The organism is Amycolatopsis roodepoortensis, assembly GCF_014873915.1.
Taxonomy (GTDB): domain Bacteria; phylum Actinomycetota; class Actinomycetes; order Mycobacteriales; family Pseudonocardiaceae; genus Amycolatopsis; species Amycolatopsis roodepoortensis.
Genome location: NZ_JADBEJ010000005.1, coordinates 1,498,421 through 1,515,524 on the forward strand (window position 1 = coordinate 1,498,421; position 17,104 = coordinate 1,515,524).

The window sequence follows — 17,104 nt, forward strand, 5'->3', positions numbered from 1 at the left end:
TTGTATACGGGCTCGCGCGAAGGCGCTGGGAATGCGGACAGACGGGAACGGCGAAGGGCTGGGCTTCCGGACGCGGCCGGATCAGCCCTCCGCCCGGCGAGCTCGCCGGACCGGGCGCCGCGACGACGCCGCGTGCCTGCCCTCGGTCACGGGGGCCGTGCTCAAGCCGGTCCGTTCGGACACCATGTCGTGCAACTCCTGTTCCCGTTCGCTCATCCCGGCGCGGACCTCCGCGCCGAACGAACCGACGGCGCCCGCGAGTTCCCGCACGGCGTCGCCCAGGTTCGAGGCTAACCCCGCGGGCGTGGCCTGGCGAGCGGTTTCCGTCGCTTTGCGTGACAGGGCGACGCCGGCGACCACGCCGACGCCGAGCCAGAACAGGCGCTTCATTTGCGGCCCCGCTTCTTCGCCGGACGAGCGGCTTTCGCTTCCGCCTTCTTCCGGCGGGCCTTGATGGCCTTGCTGAGGCCGTAGGACAGGGCGGCCGTCTTCACCAGCGGCCCGCCGAGCGTCGCGGTGAACACCGACGACAGCGCGGACACGTTGCCGGACACGGCCTGCGCGTTGGCGGTGATGCCGTCGACCCGCTCCAGCTGCGTGTTGACGTGCGTGATCGTCTCGTTCGCGCCGATCAGCAGCGGGTCGGTGTTCTCGTGCGCCTTGCGGATGGCGATCGTGGCCTCGTCCAGGGTCCGGCCGAGCTTGAACAGCACGATCGCCAGCAGCACGACGAGTACGACGAATGCTCCTGCGGCGATCAGCGCGGCGATCTGCCCTGCCGACACGGGCCCTCCTCAAGGGTCTGCGGTCTTTGGTGCCCGTGAGGTTACCGCGCAGGCGCCCGTTCAGCGGTGTCACCCCGCCGAACGGTCACTCAGCGCAGTGACCTCACGACCGGCGGGCGGGAATCGGACCTCAGCGCCCGCTCTTGGGCGGCGTGGTCTTCGCGTGCTTGTGCGGGTCTTCGGGCGCGCGGCCGTTGCGGCGGTCGTTGCCCTGCTGCGGGGAGGTGGCGGGGGCCCGCGTCTCAGGCGTTTCAGGCGTCGCACGCGAAGCCGGGATCTGGGCCGGAGGCGGCCCGGCGCTCGTGGGCGGCGTTTCGTGAACCGGCTCGGCCGTTCCCCGCGATACCGGCGGCGAAGCCGTCCGAGCCGGTCCGTCCGGCGTAGTGGCGGACGGCGGCGTGATGGACGGCGGCGTGCTGGGCGGTGTCACGGTGGGCGGCGCCGTCGCGGGCGGCGGGGGCGGCACCTGTGGTGTGGGGAACGGCCGGAGCTCCAGCGCGCTGGGCAGATCCGGCACGCCGGAGAACGCGACCAGGAGGAGGACCCCGTAACCGGCGGCGGCACCGGCGCTGATCGCGGCCCGGCGGACGAAGATCCGGCGACGGCCGCCGGGGTCGGCGAACATCGATCTCACGAGGCCTCCCCGCCGTCGTTTCGTCGTGCTGCCAGGGAACCACGGACCTCCGGCGACCGACGCCGAGTCGACCCGTTCGGTTCTTGTGACGTTCATGTTACTGGGTCAAGGTTCCGGCATGCCTGAACTGTCACGCCGTACGTTGCTGGGCGCCACCGGCGCCGCGGCCGCCACCACTCTCCTCCCGCCGTCCGTGCACGCCGCCATGGCCGAACCCATGCGCCGGGGCGGGCTCGACGCCATCGAGCACGTGATCGTGCTGATGCAGGAGAACCGGTCGTTCGACCACTACTACGGCAGCCTGCGCGGGGTCCGGGGCTTCTCCGACACGCGTCCGCTCGAACTCCCGTCGGGGACGTCGGTGTTCGAGCAGCCGAATCCGGCGGGTGGCACGGTGCTGCCGTTCTCGGTGCGCAAGGCGGCCGAGCTCGCCGGGCGGAAAGCGGACGACATCCAGTACCTCGGCGACCTCGACCACAGCTGGAACGGCAGCGGCAAGGCGTGGGCGCGCGGCTGGAACAACGGCTGGATCGCGGCGAAGACGCCGGCCACGATGACCTACTACGAGCGCCGCGACATCGCGCTCCAGTACGAACTCGCGGACACGTTCACCATCTGCGACGCCTACCACTGCTCGGTCTTCGGCTCCACCAACCCGAACCGGAACTTCCTGTGGACCGGGACCACCGGGTTCGAACCGGGCAGCACGACGAACCGCGCGGTCACGAACGCGGCGTACTCCTACGACCACAAGGGCTACGACTGGACGACGTACCCGGAGCGCCTGGAGGCCGCCGGGGTGCCGTGGCAGATCTACCAGGAGTGGGACAACTTCACCGACAACGCGGTCGAGTACTTCGTGCCGTTCAAGAAGGTCGGCACGAAGATCCTGGCTTCGGTCGAGGAGAAGTTCCGCACCACCGAAGAGTTCTACGACAACCTGCTCAAGAAGACGCCCGAAGAGCGCACCAAACTGCTGGCGCAGTTCGACGCCGGGGTCGCGAAACTGACGCCCGCCGAGCGGAACCTGTTCCAGAAGGCCATGTACCGCAGCGAGCCGGAGACGCTGGTGACCCGGCTGAAGGCGGACATCCAGGCGCGGCGCCTGCCCGCAGTCAGCTGGCTGGTGCCGTCCGCGAAGGACTCCGAGCACCCCGGCGCGTCCACCCCGGTCGGCAGCGCGAACCTGATCTACCGCGTGCTCGACGCGCTGGCGTCCGACCGCGAGACGTGGTCCAAGACGGTGCTGCTGATCAACTTCGACGAGAACGACGGCTACTTCGACCACGTCCCGCCGCCGATGCCGCCGGGGAACGCGGCCAACGACGCCGACCACTTCAACGGCCAGCCGCTCGGTTTCGGCCCGCGCGTGCCGATGACGGTCGTCTCGCCGTGGTCGATCGGCGGCCACGTCGACTCCACCGTGTACGACCACACGTCGGTGCTGCGGTTCCTCGAACGCTGGACCGGGATCGCCGAGCCGAACATCAGCAAATGGCGGCGGACCGTCGCGGGCGACCTCACCGGCGCCTTCGACTTCTCGCGCGCCGGGCGTCAGCCGCGGGTGAACCGGCCCGGCCCGGTGCCCGCGCCGATCAGCCGCTGGCGGCCGTCCGCCCCGGCGGAGCAGAGCCTGCCCGTGGCCGAGCCCGGGAACCGGCCGTCCCGTCCCCTGCCGTACCAGGTGTCGGTCTCCGGCGCGGTGGACAAGTCGGGGAACCTGGCGCTTTCGCTGGCCAACAGCGGCTCGTCGTCGGCGCATTTCGCGCTGTACCCGTACAAGGGCGAATTCCCCGAGCCCGCGCACCGCGACGTCCGCGGCGAGGCGCCGGAGCTCGTCCGGCTGGCCGGTGACGAATACCGCGTCGTCGTCCAGGGGCCGAACCGGTCGTGGTGGGAGTTCCGCGGTGACCGTCGCGGGGCCGCCGCGGGTGTCGACGTCCGGACGCGGTTCCTCACGTGGCGCTCGGGTGTCGAGTTCAAGCTGTCCAACTCGGGCGCTTCGGCGCTGACGCTGCGGCTGTCGTCTTCACGGTTCACGCGCGTCGTGCGGGTCGGGGCCGGGCGTTCGGTCACGGTGGACTGGCCGGTTTCGGGCGGCTGGTACGACGTGAAGGTCACCGCGGACGGCGATCCGTCGTTCCTGCGGACGCTGACCGCGCGGGTGGAGAACGGGCGGACCGGCGTCTCCTGCTGATCGTTCCGTGAAGGCCCTCCTTCCCTACCCTGAGAGTAGGGAAGGAGGGCCTTCACGGACTCACGGCCGGCGCCTCCGCCAGTACGCGAAGCAGACTGCCGCCAGCAGCGGCCCCCAGAGCAGGAGCGGGGCGTAGGTGAGTTCGAAGAAGGCGAGTTTCCAGCCGTGCAGTGTCTTCGTGGGGTAGTCGGCCGGAAGGGGATCGCCTTGGAGGGTGATCCCGGACATCTCGGTGACGACGGCGGCGGTCCACAGGACGGTCAGGACCGCGGCGCCGAGAGCGGCGGGCACGACCGCGGCGAGCGGCGGCACCCGGCGGCCGCCGAGTAGCGGAATCCAGCGCGGGAAGACCTCTCCCCACCCGGCGATCAGCCCGATGGCGGTGAAGGCGATCAGCTCCGAGACGACGGACAACGCGATCACGTACACCGGCCCCGGCAACCACGACGGGAGCTGACCCGAGCCGTGCGAGCCGTCACCGCCGATGTCGAAGACGACGGTCATGATCCGCCACAGGCCGGACGGGAGCACGGTGAAGGGGATGGCGTAGGCCGCGATCTTGGCCCAGCGGGGGACGCCGGGCACCGGGGCGTGCGCCCTGGTCCACGCGGCGCGCAGCCGCCCGGTCGCGGTGGCTTGGTGGACGGTCATCCGGGCTCCTCGGGTTCACTCGCTCGATCGGTTCCCACGATCACAGCCGCCCCGGCCCGCCTGCGTCCCCCGCCGGATGGACGCGGGTCCACTCCATGGGGGAACGCGCCTTATTCGGTTGCGTGGAGGCCGCCGTCGTTCCTAGCGTCGCTCATGACCGTCACCCTGCACGCGCTCAGTTTCGCCGCGCACGACCCGCGTCGTCTCGCCCGTTTCTGGACGGGCCTCCTCGGCCCGGAAATCGACGACGAGACCGGTTTCCGGCTCGATTTCCTGCCGTCGGACGCACCGAAGACCCGCCAGAACCAGCTGCATTTCGACCTGACGAGCGAGTCACCCGAAGACCAGGAGCGGACGGTCGCCAGGGCGCTCGAACTCGGCGGACGGCATATCGACGTCGGCCAGCGCCCCGAGGAGGGGCACGTGGTGCTCGCCGACCCCGAAGGCAACGAGTTCTGCGTCATCGGGCCGGGCAACGACTTCCTCGCCGACTGTGGTTTCGTCGGCGCCGTCGCGTGCGACGGTTCGCAAGAGGTCGGCTACTTCTGGAGCGAGGCGCTCGGCTGGCCGCTGGTGTGGGACCAGGATCAGGAGACGGCGATCCGCTCTCCGCACGGCGGGCCGAAGATCACCTGGGGCGGCCCGCCGTTCACCCCGAAGACCGGGCCGAACCGGCTGCGTTTCGTGCTGACCGGTTCCCTGCCGGAAGTCGAGCGGCTGGTCGCGCTCGGCGCCACCCGGCTCGGCGCCGGCGAGGGGCCGGTGGCGATGGCGGATCCCGACGGGAACGAGTTTTCCTTCGTGGCACGGGCATAACACGTGTCGGATGTGGCCGGGATGCCGGACGGCCTCCCTCCACCGGACCGCATCCCTCACTGTGCGGATTTTGGTGCGTCGGATGACCCAAAATCCACACAGTCCGGCCGAGCCCGTCCCTGTCACCACGGGAACGAGTTTTCCTTCGTGGTACGGGAAACGGCGGCATAACACGCATGGGATGTGGCCGGGAGTATGGCCACCACCGACGAAGCCGTACCTGACGAACCACAGGTACGCTCCGCCGTACGGCACCGGACGGAAATTGGTCTACACCTATTGACGCGCGGCAGGTCAGCGGCTCAAGCTGCTGGGACCGAGGGCCATCTTCCACTGTCGGAGGTTCGGCGTGCCAAGGAGAACCAGGAAACTACTCCCCCTGCTGGCGTCGCTCGTCACGCTGGCCGGACTCATGATCGTCGTCGTCACCCCGTCCCCGTCGAGCGCGGCGGGACATGAGGACTGCCGTCCCGACGGGCTGTACCGGACACCCGGCGTCGACACCCCCTACTGCACCGTCTACGACACCGCGGGCCGCGAATCGCTGGGAGAAGGGCATTCCCGCCGCGTGATCGGCTACTTCACCAGCTGGCGCACCGGGAAGAACGGCGCACCGGCCTATCTGGTCAACAACATCCCGTGGTCGAAGGTCACCCACCTCAACTACGCGTTCGCGCATGTGGACGCGCAGAACAAGGTCTCGGTCGGCGCGCCGAGCGCGACCAACGAGTCCATCGGCATGGAATGGCCGGGCGTGCCCGGCGCCGAAATGGATCCGTCGTTGCCCTACAAGGGACATTTCAACCTGCTGACCAAGTACAAGAAGCAGCACCCGAACGTGAAGTCGCTGATCTCGATCGGCGGCTGGGCCGAGACCGGCGGCTTCCTGAACCCCGACGGCACCCGCAACGCCTCCGGCGGGTTCTACAAGATGACGCAGACCCAGGCGGGTATCGACGTCTTCGCGGATTCCGTCGTGGAATTCCTGCGCACCTACGGTTTCAACGGCGCGGACATCGACTATGAATACGCGACGTCGGCGAACTACGCCGGCAACCCGGACGACTACTGGATCGCGCAGGCCAACCGCGGCACCCTCTGGGCGGGTTACGAGAACCTGATGCGCACGCTGCGCGAGAAACTCGACCGGGCGGGCGCCGCCGACGGCAAGCACTACCTGCTGACCGCCGCGGTGCCCGCGTCCGGCTGGCTGCTGCGCGGCCAAGAGGTCTACGGCGTCACGCGGTATCTCGACTACGCCAACATGATGAGCTACGACCTGCACGGCGCGTGGAACCAGTTCGTCGGGCCGAACGCCGCGCTCTACGACTCCGGCAACGACGCGGAACTCGCGCACTGGCAGGTGTACACGACACCGCAGTACGACGGGCAGGGCTATCTCAACACCGACTGGGCCTATCACTACTTCCGCGGTGCGATGCAGGCCGGCCGGATCAACATCGGCGTCGGGTTCTACACCCGGGGCTGGCAAGGCGTGTCCGGCGGGACGAACGGGTTGTGGGGCAAGGCTCCGCTACCGGACCAGAAACAGTGTCCACCGGGCACCGGGTCACACGTCGGTTCGACGGTGCCGTGCGGCAACGGCGCGATCGGCATCGACAACCTCTGGCACGACCTCGGCCTGGCGGGCGGCGAGGTCCCCGCGGGCGCGAACCCGATGTGGCACGCGAAGAACCTCGAGAACGAGATCACCCCGGACTACCTGGAGGCGTACGGCCTGACGCCGAAAACCGACCCTACGGACCGGATCTCCGGCTCCTACAACCGGTATTACGACAACACGATGGTGACGCCGTGGCTGTGGAACAACGACAAGAAGGTGTTCCTGTCCACTGAGGACGAAGCCTCGCTCGCCACGAAGGCCAAGTACGTGGCCGACAAGGGCATCGGCGGCATCATGATCTGGGAACTGGCGGGCGACTACGCCTTCGACCAGGCCAAGGGCCAGTACTTCATGGGCGACACGCTGATCACGAAGATCAACGACGGCCTGCGGGGCGCCGCCCCGTACGGCAACGCCAAGTCGCCGCGTCCCGCGCCGTCGTCGGTGCTGAACGCGAACGTGAACCTGACCGGCTTCGCGCTGGGCGACGCGAACTACCCGATCACCCCGCGGATGCGCATCACCAACAATTCGACCACCACCATCCCCGGCGGGACGAAGATCGAGTTCGACTACGGCACGAGCGCGCCCGGCAGCATGTCCGACCAGTCGGGCTTCGGCCTGACGGTCACGAGCAAGGGCCACAGCGGGCCCAACGTCGGCGGGATGAAGGGAGACTTCCAGCATGTCGCGGTGACCGTGCCGACCTGGCAGAACATCGCGCCGGGCGCCACCGTCGAGATCCGGCTGAACTACTACATGCCGATCGCGTCGCCGTCGAACTTCACGTTCACCTTCGGCGGGACGACGTACGCGATCGCGTCGGATCACCCGCGTGGCGGCGGTGTTCCGCCGACGACCACCACGACCACGGGAACGACGACGGGTACGACCACCACGACCAGTCCGACGACGACCCGGACGACCACCACCAGCCCGACGACGACCACGTCGGTGCCGTCCGATGCCTGGAAGCCAGGTGTCGACTACGCCACCGGCGCCAGGGTGACCTACAACGGCACGGCGTACGTGTGCCGCCAGGGCCACCGGTCGCTGTCCGGCTGGGAGCCGCCGAACGTGCCCGCCCTCTGGGCACCGGCCTGACCGACCCCGGCAGCGCGTTAAGGCTCGTGAGTGGTGAGGACGGTTCCAACCGTCCTCACCACTCACGAGCCCAAAGCGGTCAGTAACGCCCGGCGGTCAACTCGTCGAACCCCGGGAAATCCCCCGCCAGCGTCGCACCCGTGAAGTTCCCGACCCACCCGCCGTCGTCGTGGAAGAACCGGACGGACACGTAGTCGGGCCGCGTCCCCATGTCGAACCAGTGCGTGGTGTTCGCGGGCACGCTCAGCAGATCCCCCGCCTCGCACAGCACCGCGTACACCTTGCCCCCGACGTGCAGGTAGAACACGCCGGACCCCCGCGCGAAGAAGCGGTCTTCGTCGTCGTCGTGGGTGTGCTCGGCGAGGAACTTCTGCCGGGCTTCGGCGGCCTCGGCCGACCAACCGGGCTCGTCCGACGGGGTCATGCGCACGGCGTCCACGAAGGTGTAGCCCTCGGCCGCCGAGACCTTGGCGATCGGCTCCTCGTAGGCGGCCAGCACCTGCTCTGGCGTCACTTCGCGCGGCAGATCCGGGACGAGGTCCCACCGTTCGAAGCGGACGCCGAGCCGCCCCAGTTCCCCGGTGATCACGGCCGGATCCTCGGTCCTGAGCGCGATCTCGCCGGGCCGGTCGTCCGGCCACACGGTCAGCAGGGTCATCGCACTCCCCTTTCTCCACCGACAAGTCTTGTCTCTACCCGGAACCGGAGCAACCACTCCAAACATTCCAGGCGATGGCGCGCGTGGCGCAGGTCATCGCCCCAGACGTAGATCCCGTGCCGCGCGACGATCACCGCCGGCGTGTCCGCCCGGAACCCCGCCTCGAACGCGTCACCGAGGACACGCATGTCCTGGCCGTTGGCGATCACCGGGATGGTCACGAGATCGTCGTGCGCGGCGCGGCCGAAGCCCTTGAGCATCTCCAGGTCCCGCAGTTCGACGCCGTCCGGCCAGTGCTCGGCGGCGACCACCGGCGCGAGCGCGTGCACGTGGATCACCGCTCCCGCACCGGACACCGCCGCGATCCGGGCGTGCAGACCGGCCTCGGCCGACGGCACCTTCTCCGGATGCGGCTGGTCGGCGACGGCCAGCCCGTCCTCGCCGACCACCACGACGTCGTCGCTGGTCAGCTCGCCTTTGTCCCGGCCGCTGACGGTGACGGCGACCCGAAGCGGATCGCGCCCGAGCACCACCGAGAGGTTGCCGGACGTGCCCCGCATCCAGCCCAGCCCGGCGAACCGGGCGGACTCCTCGGCCAGCGCGCGCCCGGCCAGTTCCAGCACACTCATCGAGGGACGACCTTCACCTCGTCGAACGTCCGGATCGTCCGGTGCGTCCCGAAATCGGCGTCGCCGAACGGTTCACCCTGGCGGGCGAGGCCGACGGTCTGCCAGCCGTCGGCGGCGGCCCCGTCGAGTTCGGCCGGGACATCGGAGAAGAACACGATGTCACCCGGCTCGACGTCCAGGGCGGAGGCGATCGCGCGGTACGACGGCGCCTCGCGTTTCGGCCCGGCGTTGACGGTATCGAAATGCCGCTCGAACAGGCCGGTGACGTCGCCGTCGGTGGTCCGCGAGAACGACGCGATCTGCCCGGCGACCGAACCGGAGGAGAACACCGCGAGCCGCAGCCCGGACTCGTGCCACGACCGCAGCGCCGGGGCGACGTCGCCGAAGAACTCCGTCGTCAGGTCACCCTCGGCGTACCCGCGCTGCCAGATGAGCCCCTGCAACGTCTTCAGCGGCGCGATCTTCTGATCCGCGTCCATCCAGCCGTGCAGCACCCGCACGACGTCCACTGTGGACGCGTCCGCCGGGAGCCCGCCGAGTTCCTTGATCTCGGCGAGAGCGCGGGCGACTTCGGGATCGTCCGGGTGGTCGTCGATCCACGGGCCCAGCCGCGGGCGCGCGTAGTCGTAGAGGGTCACGTGCACGTAGCTGGTGGCGGTCAGTGTGCCCTCGATGTCGAGGACCACCCATCGGGCGGTCAGCGTTGCGGTCACTGGTTCGCTTCCCCTTCTGCGTAGTACTCGCGGAGCCGTCCGGGCTCGAAGGCCCCGCGGTCGGTCACCACCGCGGTCACGAACCGCGGTGGTGTCACGTCGAAGGCCGGATAATGCCCACGGACGCGTTCGCTCGCGACGCGGTGGCCGAGCGCGCTCAGCACCTCGTCGCCGTCGCGGTATTCGATCGGCACGTCGGCGCCGGTCGGTGCCGCCTGGTCGGGCGCCTGGACCATCGCGTAGAACGGCACGCCGAACGCCTCCGCCGCCACCGCGAGCCCCAGAGTGCCGATCTTGTTGACGACGTGGCCGTCCATGGTGACCCGGTCGGCCGCGGTCACCAGCGCGCCGACCTCGCCGGAGGACAGCACCGCGGCGCCCATCCCGTCGGTGATCAGCCGGGTGTCGGCGCCCATCTCGGCGAGCGTCTCGGCGGTCAGCCGCGCGCCCTGCAGATACGGCCGGGTTTCCGTGCACAGGAAGGAGAACTCCTTGCCCTGCCGCCGCGCGGCGAGCACGAATTCGACCAGGTACAGGTCCGCCCAGCAATGCGTCAGCACAGTCGCCCCGGCCGGCACCAGCACGGCCGCGTGCTCGCCGAGCGCCCGGCTGCGCGACCGATACAATTCGTCACCTATTTGCGCTCCCCTCGTCGCGGCTTCGACGAGGTCACCCTCCGCTTTGTCCACTTCGGACAGTACGGCGGCGACGGCCTTGCGCAGATGGTTGTTGGTCTTGCGGGTCGCGACGATCCGCTCCCCCGCCCGCTCCAGGTACGCCCTCGGGTCCGCGAGCCCGGATGCCTCTCGCGCGGCGAGCACCATCGCGCCCAACGCGGCGAAATACGGCCCGGAAGACTGCGTGACCATCTCTTCGATGGCCACCGCGACCTCTTCCGAAGTCCGGCAGAGCACCCATTCCCGCTGGAACGGGAACACCCGGCGGTCGAGGATGTGCACACCTTCGTCGTCGAGGCGGACGCTTTCGGCGAGGATCGGCAGTGTCATCAGCTGTACCCCGAAAGGCACGGCGGGATCCCGTTGAGGAAGTGGTCGCCGACCTCGCGCGCCTTGTATGTCACGGGATCGTGCAGGGTCAGCGTGCGGGCGTTGCGCCAGAAGCGGTCGAAGCCGTACTTGGTCGCCGTCGCCCGTGCGCCGGTGAACTCGAAGATCTTGCTCGTGGTTTCGACCGCGGCCCGGCTCGCGACGATCTTCGCCGACGAGATCGCGATCGCCGCCTCGGCGCGCTCGGCCGGGGGCAGCTCGAACCCGCGATCGTCGGCCTCACCGAGGGCGGAAACCGCGGCGTCGACGGCGAACCCGGCCGCCCTCGCCGTCGCGACCAGCTCGCCGTATCCGGCCAGGATGTACGGATCCTGCGCCGCTTTGTCCACATCGGACAGTGTCCAGGGCCGCGCGGATTCCCGCGTGTAGACCGCCGCCGCGTCGAGCGCACCGAACGCGAGGCCGACGTACACCTGCGCCAGCATGAGCTGGAAGCCGATCGCGGCCAAGGAGATGCGGGGCACCTTCGGATCCGACTGGTCTTCCGGCTGGGCGCCGAGCACGTCGTCCTCGGCGACGCGGACGGCCTCGAACCGCACCGCGCCGCTCGCGGTGAGCCGCTGGCCGATGTTGTCCCACTCACCGGGGAAGGTGATCCCGTCGGCCCGCGCGTCGACGACGAAGGTCAGCTTCTCGCCGTTGTCGGTCCTGGTCGCGCTGACCACCAGGCGGTCGGCGACGGCCGCGCCGGTGGCGAAGGTCTTGGTGCCGTCGACGGTGAACCCGCCATCGGCCGGGGTCAGGAGCAGTGCGGCGTCGAGCGGGTTGCTCACGCCCGCCCAGAACCAGCCCGGCTCGCTCGCCGCGCGCGGCCCGAACAGGCCGGTGCGCCACAGCTGCAGGTAGTGGTAACCGAGCAGATGGCCGACCGACGCGTCCGCGGCGGAGACGATCCGGGTGGCCTCGTTCGCGGCCGCCCAGCCGGCGGTGTCGAGCAGGGGCAGGAGCCCGGACTCGCGCAGCAACCCGACTTCGTGCACCGGGAGACGTCCGGCAAGGTCGCGCTCGGCCGCGTCCGCCGCCAGGGTGCTCGCCAACTCGTGAGCCGCTTTTCGCCACACTTCGGTCATTCCGCCCCTTCCACGTCGACGAGAGCGTCCAGCGCCACGCGGGTCGCCCTCGCCACCCCTTCGGCCACGACGTCGCGATGCGGGTCGTAGGCCGACGGGTCGGGGTGGTCGGGCCGCGCGTCGCCGTCGATCACGAGCACACCACCGGCCCGCAGGCCGCGCAATGCCGCGAACACCAGCAACGTGGAGAGTTCCATCTCAATGGCGATCACCCGCGCGGCCAGGTACTCGGTCATCGGGAGGGTGAGCACCAGCGGGCTGAACGCGGCCCTCGTCCACACCACACCTCGATGCGCCTCCGGTGCCGCGCGGCTCAGCGCCACGACGAGCTCTGGAGTGGCGAACGCCGGATACTCCGGATGGATGAGCTGCTGGGTGACACCGTCGTCGCGGACCGCGGCCTCGGCGATGACGAGATCTCCGTCGGTGATCCCCTCGGCCAGCGAACCGGCTGTGCCGAGCCTCAGGAACGTGCGGACGTCCGCCTCGGCCAGCTCGCCGAACTGGCACAACGCGCCGGGCCCGCCGACACCGTGCGACGACACGACGACCGGGAGACCTTTCCAAGTGCCGGTGTAGCTGCGGTACTCGCGGTTCTGCCCGACGAGCACGGCGTCGGTCAGTGACCCGGCCACCGCGGTGGCGCGATCGGGGTCACCCACGACCAGCGCACGCGGCGGCAGCCCGCTCCGGGGGATCTTGGTGATGGGCAGGACGTCGCTCACGCGGGCTGTCCCTTCTTGCGCTTGAAATTGGACAGGAACAGCGCCACGAGCGTGACGACATACGGAGCGGCGTCGGTGGCCTGCTGCGGCAAGCCGATGCCTTGCAGCCGGAAGCCGAACGCCTCCGCGAGGCCGAACAGCAGCGCCGCGAGCAGCACCCCGAGCGGATGCGCGCGGCCCAGCATCACGGCCACGACGGCGATCCAGCCGCGACCCGCGGTCATGTTCTCGGCGAAGAGCGTCACCGAGCCCAGCGCCAGCTGCGCGCCGCCGAGACCGCACAACGCTCCCCCGGCGAGGATCACCCCGTAGCGGTACTTGGTGACGTTGACGCCGAGGCTGGACGCCGCTTCCGGACGCTCGCCGACGCCGCGTAGTCGCAGCCCCCACGGATGCCGGTACAGCAGCACCGCGAGCGCGGGGACGGCCAGCCAGGACAGGTAGACCAGCAGCGATTGTCCGGGAATCGGCCCGAACTGGCCCAGCCCTCGCAACGACGGATCGCTGAACGACCCTTCGGTGCCGAAGACGGTGCGGATGAGGAAGCTCGTCAGGCCGACCGCGAGCAGGTTGCTCGCGACGCCCAGCACGATCGGATCACCGTCGAAGGTGATCGAGCCGATCGCGAGGATCAGCGAGTACGCCGTCGCCGCGATCACCGCCACGATGACGCCGATCCACGCGCTGCCGGTGTACCAGCTCCCGGCGACGGCGCCGAAGCAGCCGACCAGCAGCGAACCCTCCAGGGAGATGTTGAAGACCCCGGCCCGCTGGCACAGCGCCCCCGCGAGCGCGGCGAACAGGATCGGCGTCAGCGCGGTGAGCGCCGAGGAGAACAGGCTCGCGTCGATCATGCCCGCCTCGCCTTCCGCTTGAAGACGCCCGAAGCCGCCGCCAGGAAGATGATGAGCACCGCTTGCAGGACGGCGGTCAGTTCGCGCGGGACCTGGGTGGCGCGTTCCATCGCGAACCCGCCGCTGGTCAGCGCGGCGAAGAAGACCGCCGCGAGCAGCGTCCCGATCGGGCTGGCCCCGGCGAGCAGCGCCGCGAGCAGGCCGATCCAGGTGTACTGCGGCGTGATCAGCGCGCCGTCGATGAACCGGTACGGGAAGCCGAGGACGGCGATCGCGCCGACCAGCCCGGCCGTCCCGCCCGAGGTGGCCAGCAGCCGCAGGGTGAGTTTCGGCCGGTCGATTCCGGCGTAGGCGGCGAACCGCGGCGCCCAGCCGGTCACCTTCGTCTCGAAGCCGGCGGGAGTGCGGGCGTCGATCACCGTGTAGACCGCGATGACCGCCACCACCAGGAAGATCCCGGTCGTCACGCCGTCGATCTCGGGCAGCCGCGCGCCTTCGGTCAGTTGCGGGCTCTGCGGCAGGCTGGAGCCGGCGTCCTTCATTGGGAAACGCACCAGATACCCGGCGAGCGACATCGCCGGATAGCTCAGCAAGAGCGTGCTGATCAGCAACGGGACGCCGAGCCGGTTCTCGCAGACCGCGGCCAGCGCGGCGTACGCGGCTCCGGCGAGGACGCCCGCGAGCAGCGCGAGGATCACCTTGACCGGCCCGGGGCCGGGGACGTACAGGCCGACGGCGAGCGCGCTGACCGCGCCGAGCACGAGCTGTCCCTCACCGCCGAGGTTCACCATGCCCGCGCGCAGCGGGATCGCGAGCGCGGTGGCCATTCCCGCGACGGGCACGGCGTAGGCGAGGGTGTCGCCGATGCCGTCGGGGCCGAACGCGCCGGAGACGATCGCGCTGTACGCGGCCAGCGGGTCGGTTCCGGTGGCCAGCAACAGGATCGCGCCGAGCACGAGCGCCGCGGCGACCGGGACGGTGACAAGGCGGACGCGGGTCATCCGGCACCTCCGGCCATCGCGAGGCCGATCGTGTGCTGATCGGCCTCGTCCTTGGTGAACTCCGCGACGATCCGGCCCTCGAACAGCACCAGCACCCGGTCCGACAACGCGAGGATCTCGCTGAGCTCGGCGGAGATCAGCAGGACGGCGTGCCCGGCGTCGCGATGGGCGACGAGCCTCGCGTGGATGTTCTCGATCGCGCCGACGTCGACGCCGCGGGTGGGCTGTTCGACCAGCAGGAAGGGCGCGTCGTGGGTGAGTTCGCGGCCGAAGATCGCCTTCTGCTGGTTACCGCCGGACAACGTGCCCATCGCGGCGGTGGGGCCGGACGCGCGGACGTCGTAGTCATCGATGATCGCCGACGCGTGCTCGTCGATCGCCTTGCGACGCAGGAATCCCTTGCGCACCAACGGCCGCTTGCGGTGGAAGCCTACGGCCAAGTTCTCCCGGAGGCCCGCCGTGGGCGCCGATCCGACCTCCGACCGATCTTCCGGGACGTGGGCCAGCCCGGCATCCCTCCGTGCGCGGACCGACAGCCCGTCGAGGTTCTGTCCCTTGAGGACGATCGAGCCATCGGTCTTCAGGAGGCCGGTGACGGCGCCGGAAAGCTCGGCCTGACCGTTGCCCGCGACCCCGGCGACGCCGACGATCTCCCCGGCGCGCACGGTCAGGGACACGTTGTCCAGCAACGGTTTTCCTTCCGCACCGGGAACTGTCAGAGATCGGGCTTCGAGGACCGTGTCACCGGGCGTCCCGGCCGGATGGGCACGATCGAGGTCGACCTCGCGTCCGGTCATCGCCGCGGCGAGCCCGGCGGCCGTCTGGTCCGCGGTGCGCCCGCGCGCGCTGACGCGGCCGTCCCGCAGCACCGTGACCTGGTCGCTGACGGCGAGGACCTCCTGGAGTTTGTGCGACACCAGGAGGATCGTGCGGTCCTCGGAGGCGAGGGCGCGCAGTACGCCGAACAGCCGCTCGGTCTCGGGCGGGGTCAGCACGGCGGTGGGCTCGTCGAGGATCAGGACGCCGGCCTCGCGATACAGCAGTTTGAGGATCTCGACGCGCTGCCGAAGCCCGACCGGCAGATCACGGACCCGGTCACCCGGCCGCAGCCGCAATTCGTGCCGCTCGATCAGTTCGGTGACGCGGGCCGTCGCCGCCTTGCGGTCCAGCAGGCCGCGGCGGGTCGGCTCGCTGCCGAACACGACGTTCTCGGTGACGGTGAGTTCGCCGAACAAGGCGAACCCCTGCTGCACCATGCCGACGCCGGCGTCGATGGCCTGCGCGGGCGAGCCGAAGGAGACTTCCTCGCCGTGCAGGGAGATCGTGCCCTCGTCGGGCCGGTGCAGACCGTAGAGCACGGACATGAGCGTCGATTTGCCCGCGCCGTTCTCGCCCATCAGGGCGTGGATCTCGCCCCTGCCGACGTCGAGGTCCACGTGGTCGTTCGCGAGCACTCCGGGGAACCGCTTGACGATCCCCCGGAGTGAGACGGCGTCAGGATTTGGCGGGGTCATCGACGACGATCGCGCCCGAGATGATCTGGTCCCGCAGTTCGCCGACCTTGGCCAGCACGTCGGGGTGGCTCGCGACGACACACTGCGACGTCGCGGCGTCCGGCTCCAGCCCGGTCAGGGAGATGCCCTTCTCCTTGAGGCCATAGGACTTCGTCTCGCCGGTCTTGCCGCCGAGGATCGCGTCGACCCCGTCGCCGACGACGACGTTGGTGCGCTTGATGACGTTGTCCACGACCTGTCCGGGGCTCGCCGGGCACTGGTTGGCGTCGACGCCGAACGCGAAGAACCCGCCCTGTTTGGCCGCCTCGAACACACCGAGGTTGCCCGCCGCGGAGGCCGCGCCCATGACGTGGTCGACGCCCTGGCCGGCGAGCGTGCCTGCCAGCGCCTTCGCGCGAGCCGGATCGTTGAACGGGTTCGCGCCGCCGATGAACAGCGGGGCGAGTGTGGTGCCGGGCTTGGCCTTCTCCGCGCCTTGTCCGAACGGGATCGAGTACCGGCGGAACTGGGGCGTGTCGAGTACGACGACCGCGCCGACCTTGCCGCTCTTGCTCAGCAGCCCGGCCTCGGCACCGGCGAGGTAGCTGCCCTCGTGCTCGCGGAACACCGCGCAGGTGACGTTCGGGAACGGTTTCGTCGTGCAGGAGTCCACGAAGAGGAACTTCTGCTCGGGGTTGCGCTCGGCCTCGGCCGCGATCGCGTCGGCGAAGTTGAAGCCGACGGCGACGATCACGGCGGGCTTCTCGCGCACCGCGGCCGCGAGGTTCTGCTGGATCGACGCCGGATCGGTGCTCTGGTACACCTTCTGCGTCCCGTTGTGCTTCTTGGCCGAATCCTCGATGCCCTGGACGGCGAGCTTGAGGAAGTCGTTGACGCCGACCGGGCTCGGCGTGATCAGGACCAGCGCGGGACCGGCGGCGTTCTGGGCGGCCGGGTCCTTGGCCGAGGCGTTGCACGCGGCGAGGAGCGTGACGGCGGAAACGGCCATGACGGCCCGCAGGAGGGTTCTCGGCGACATGTCCCGGACTTTATGTCGCCGGTCCACGATATGACACCGATTCC

At 69.9% G+C, this 17,104-nt stretch carries 17 protein-coding genes; 3 read left to right on the top strand and 14 right to left on the bottom strand.

Going from position 1 to position 17,104, the window contains the following annotated elements; all coding sequences use genetic code 11:
* Nucleotides 1–81: 81 nt before the first annotated feature.
* The 3 genes from H4W30_RS26345 to H4W30_RS26355 all read right to left on the bottom strand — a co-directional run bounded on the left by H4W30_RS26345 (nucleotide 82) and on the right by H4W30_RS26355 (nucleotide 1,419).
* The gene (locus H4W30_RS26345; RefSeq protein WP_016333063.1) at nucleotides 82–390 is read right to left on the bottom strand and encodes a hypothetical protein; all 309 of its coding nucleotides are present in this window, start codon (nucleotides 388–390) and stop codon (nucleotides 82–84) included.
* On the bottom strand, nucleotides 387–785 hold the full coding sequence (locus H4W30_RS26350) for a DUF948 domain-containing protein (RefSeq protein WP_005157207.1): 399 nt from the start codon (nucleotides 783–785) through the stop codon (nucleotides 387–389). The genes H4W30_RS26345 and H4W30_RS26350 overlap by 4 nt, the downstream gene beginning before the upstream one ends.
* A gap of 130 nt (nucleotides 786–915) precedes the next feature.
* The gene (locus H4W30_RS26355; protein WP_192745293.1) at nucleotides 916–1,419 is read right to left on the bottom strand and encodes a hypothetical protein; all 504 of its coding nucleotides are present in this window, start codon (nucleotides 1,417–1,419) and stop codon (nucleotides 916–918) included.
* A 118-nt stretch (nucleotides 1,420–1,537) separates the two neighbouring features.
* Between H4W30_RS26355 and H4W30_RS26360 the strand changes: the two genes are divergently transcribed.
* Nucleotides 1,538–3,616 carry a phosphocholine-specific phospholipase C gene (locus H4W30_RS26360; RefSeq protein WP_192745294.1) on the top strand — a complete coding sequence of 693 codons (2,079 nt, stop codon included), beginning with the start codon at nucleotides 1,538–1,540 and terminating at the stop codon, nucleotides 3,614–3,616.
* Between the two features lie 60 nt (nucleotides 3,617–3,676).
* On the opposite strand, the gene H4W30_RS26365 is transcribed toward H4W30_RS26360, so the two are convergent.
* Nucleotides 3,677–4,267, bottom strand: a complete 591-nt coding sequence (locus tag H4W30_RS26365; protein WP_192745295.1) for a hypothetical protein — start codon at nucleotides 4,265–4,267, stop codon at nucleotides 3,677–3,679.
* 153 nt (nucleotides 4,268–4,420) lie between these two features.
* Here H4W30_RS26365 and H4W30_RS26370 point away from each other — a divergent pair, with 153 nt between their 5' ends.
* Nucleotides 4,421–5,083, top strand: a complete 663-nt coding sequence (locus tag H4W30_RS26370) for a VOC family protein (protein WP_192745296.1) — start codon at nucleotides 4,421–4,423, stop codon at nucleotides 5,081–5,083.
* 349 nt (nucleotides 5,084–5,432) lie between these two features.
* Nucleotides 5,433–7,811: a chitinase C-terminal domain-containing protein gene (locus tag H4W30_RS26375; protein WP_192745297.1), complete on the top strand. Its 2,379-nt coding sequence runs from the start codon at nucleotides 5,433–5,435 to the stop codon at nucleotides 7,809–7,811.
* 79 nt (nucleotides 7,812–7,890) lie between these two features.
* Here H4W30_RS26375 and H4W30_RS26380 read toward each other — a convergent pair whose 3' ends face one another.
* Genes H4W30_RS26380 through H4W30_RS26425 form a run of 10 tightly spaced genes read right to left on the bottom strand, consistent with a single transcriptional unit; the run spans nucleotide 7,891 to nucleotide 17,060 of the window.
* On the bottom strand, nucleotides 7,891–8,469 hold the full coding sequence (locus H4W30_RS26380) for a 1,2-dihydroxy-3-keto-5-methylthiopentene dioxygenase (protein ID WP_192745298.1): 579 nt from the start codon (nucleotides 8,467–8,469) through the stop codon (nucleotides 7,891–7,893).
* Entirely contained in the window at nucleotides 8,466–9,098 is a 633-nt protein-coding gene (mtnB, locus tag H4W30_RS26385) for a methylthioribulose 1-phosphate dehydratase (RefSeq protein ID WP_125675099.1), read from the bottom strand. Before mtnB ends, H4W30_RS26380 begins: the two co-directional genes overlap by 4 nt.
* Nucleotides 9,095–9,811, bottom strand: coding sequence for an acireductone synthase (gene mtnC, locus H4W30_RS26390; protein ID WP_192745299.1), 717 nt, complete (start codon nucleotides 9,809–9,811; stop codon nucleotides 9,095–9,097). Before mtnC ends, mtnB begins: the two co-directional genes overlap by 4 nt.
* Entirely contained in the window at nucleotides 9,808–10,818 is a 1,011-nt protein-coding gene (locus H4W30_RS26395; RefSeq protein WP_192745300.1) for a s-methyl-5-thioribose-1-phosphate isomerase, read from the bottom strand. Before H4W30_RS26395 ends, mtnC begins: the two co-directional genes overlap by 4 nt.
* Nucleotides 10,818–11,948: an acyl-CoA dehydrogenase family protein gene (locus tag H4W30_RS26400; RefSeq protein WP_192745301.1), complete on the bottom strand. Its 1,131-nt coding sequence runs from the start codon at nucleotides 11,946–11,948 to the stop codon at nucleotides 10,818–10,820. The genes H4W30_RS26395 and H4W30_RS26400 overlap by 1 nt, the downstream gene beginning before the upstream one ends.
* Nucleotides 11,945–12,673: a nucleoside phosphorylase gene (locus H4W30_RS26405; RefSeq protein ID WP_192745302.1), complete on the bottom strand. Its 729-nt coding sequence runs from the start codon at nucleotides 12,671–12,673 to the stop codon at nucleotides 11,945–11,947. The genes H4W30_RS26400 and H4W30_RS26405 overlap by 4 nt, the downstream gene beginning before the upstream one ends.
* Complete coding sequence (locus tag H4W30_RS26410) at nucleotides 12,670–13,527, bottom strand: ABC transporter permease (RefSeq protein WP_192745303.1); 858 nt, start codon at nucleotides 13,525–13,527, stop codon at nucleotides 12,670–12,672. Before H4W30_RS26410 ends, H4W30_RS26405 begins: the two co-directional genes overlap by 4 nt.
* On the bottom strand, nucleotides 13,524–14,528 hold the full coding sequence (locus H4W30_RS26415) for an ABC transporter permease (protein WP_192745304.1): 1,005 nt from the start codon (nucleotides 14,526–14,528) through the stop codon (nucleotides 13,524–13,526). The genes H4W30_RS26410 and H4W30_RS26415 overlap by 4 nt, the downstream gene beginning before the upstream one ends.
* Nucleotides 14,525–16,042, bottom strand: coding sequence for an ABC transporter ATP-binding protein (locus H4W30_RS26420; RefSeq protein ID WP_192745305.1), 1,518 nt, complete (start codon nucleotides 16,040–16,042; stop codon nucleotides 14,525–14,527). The genes H4W30_RS26415 and H4W30_RS26420 overlap by 4 nt, the downstream gene beginning before the upstream one ends.
* Nucleotides 16,023–17,060: a BMP family ABC transporter substrate-binding protein gene (locus H4W30_RS26425; protein WP_225949877.1), complete on the bottom strand. Its 1,038-nt coding sequence runs from the start codon at nucleotides 17,058–17,060 to the stop codon at nucleotides 16,023–16,025. The genes H4W30_RS26420 and H4W30_RS26425 overlap by 20 nt, the downstream gene beginning before the upstream one ends.
* Nucleotides 17,061–17,104: the final 44 nt, after the last annotated feature.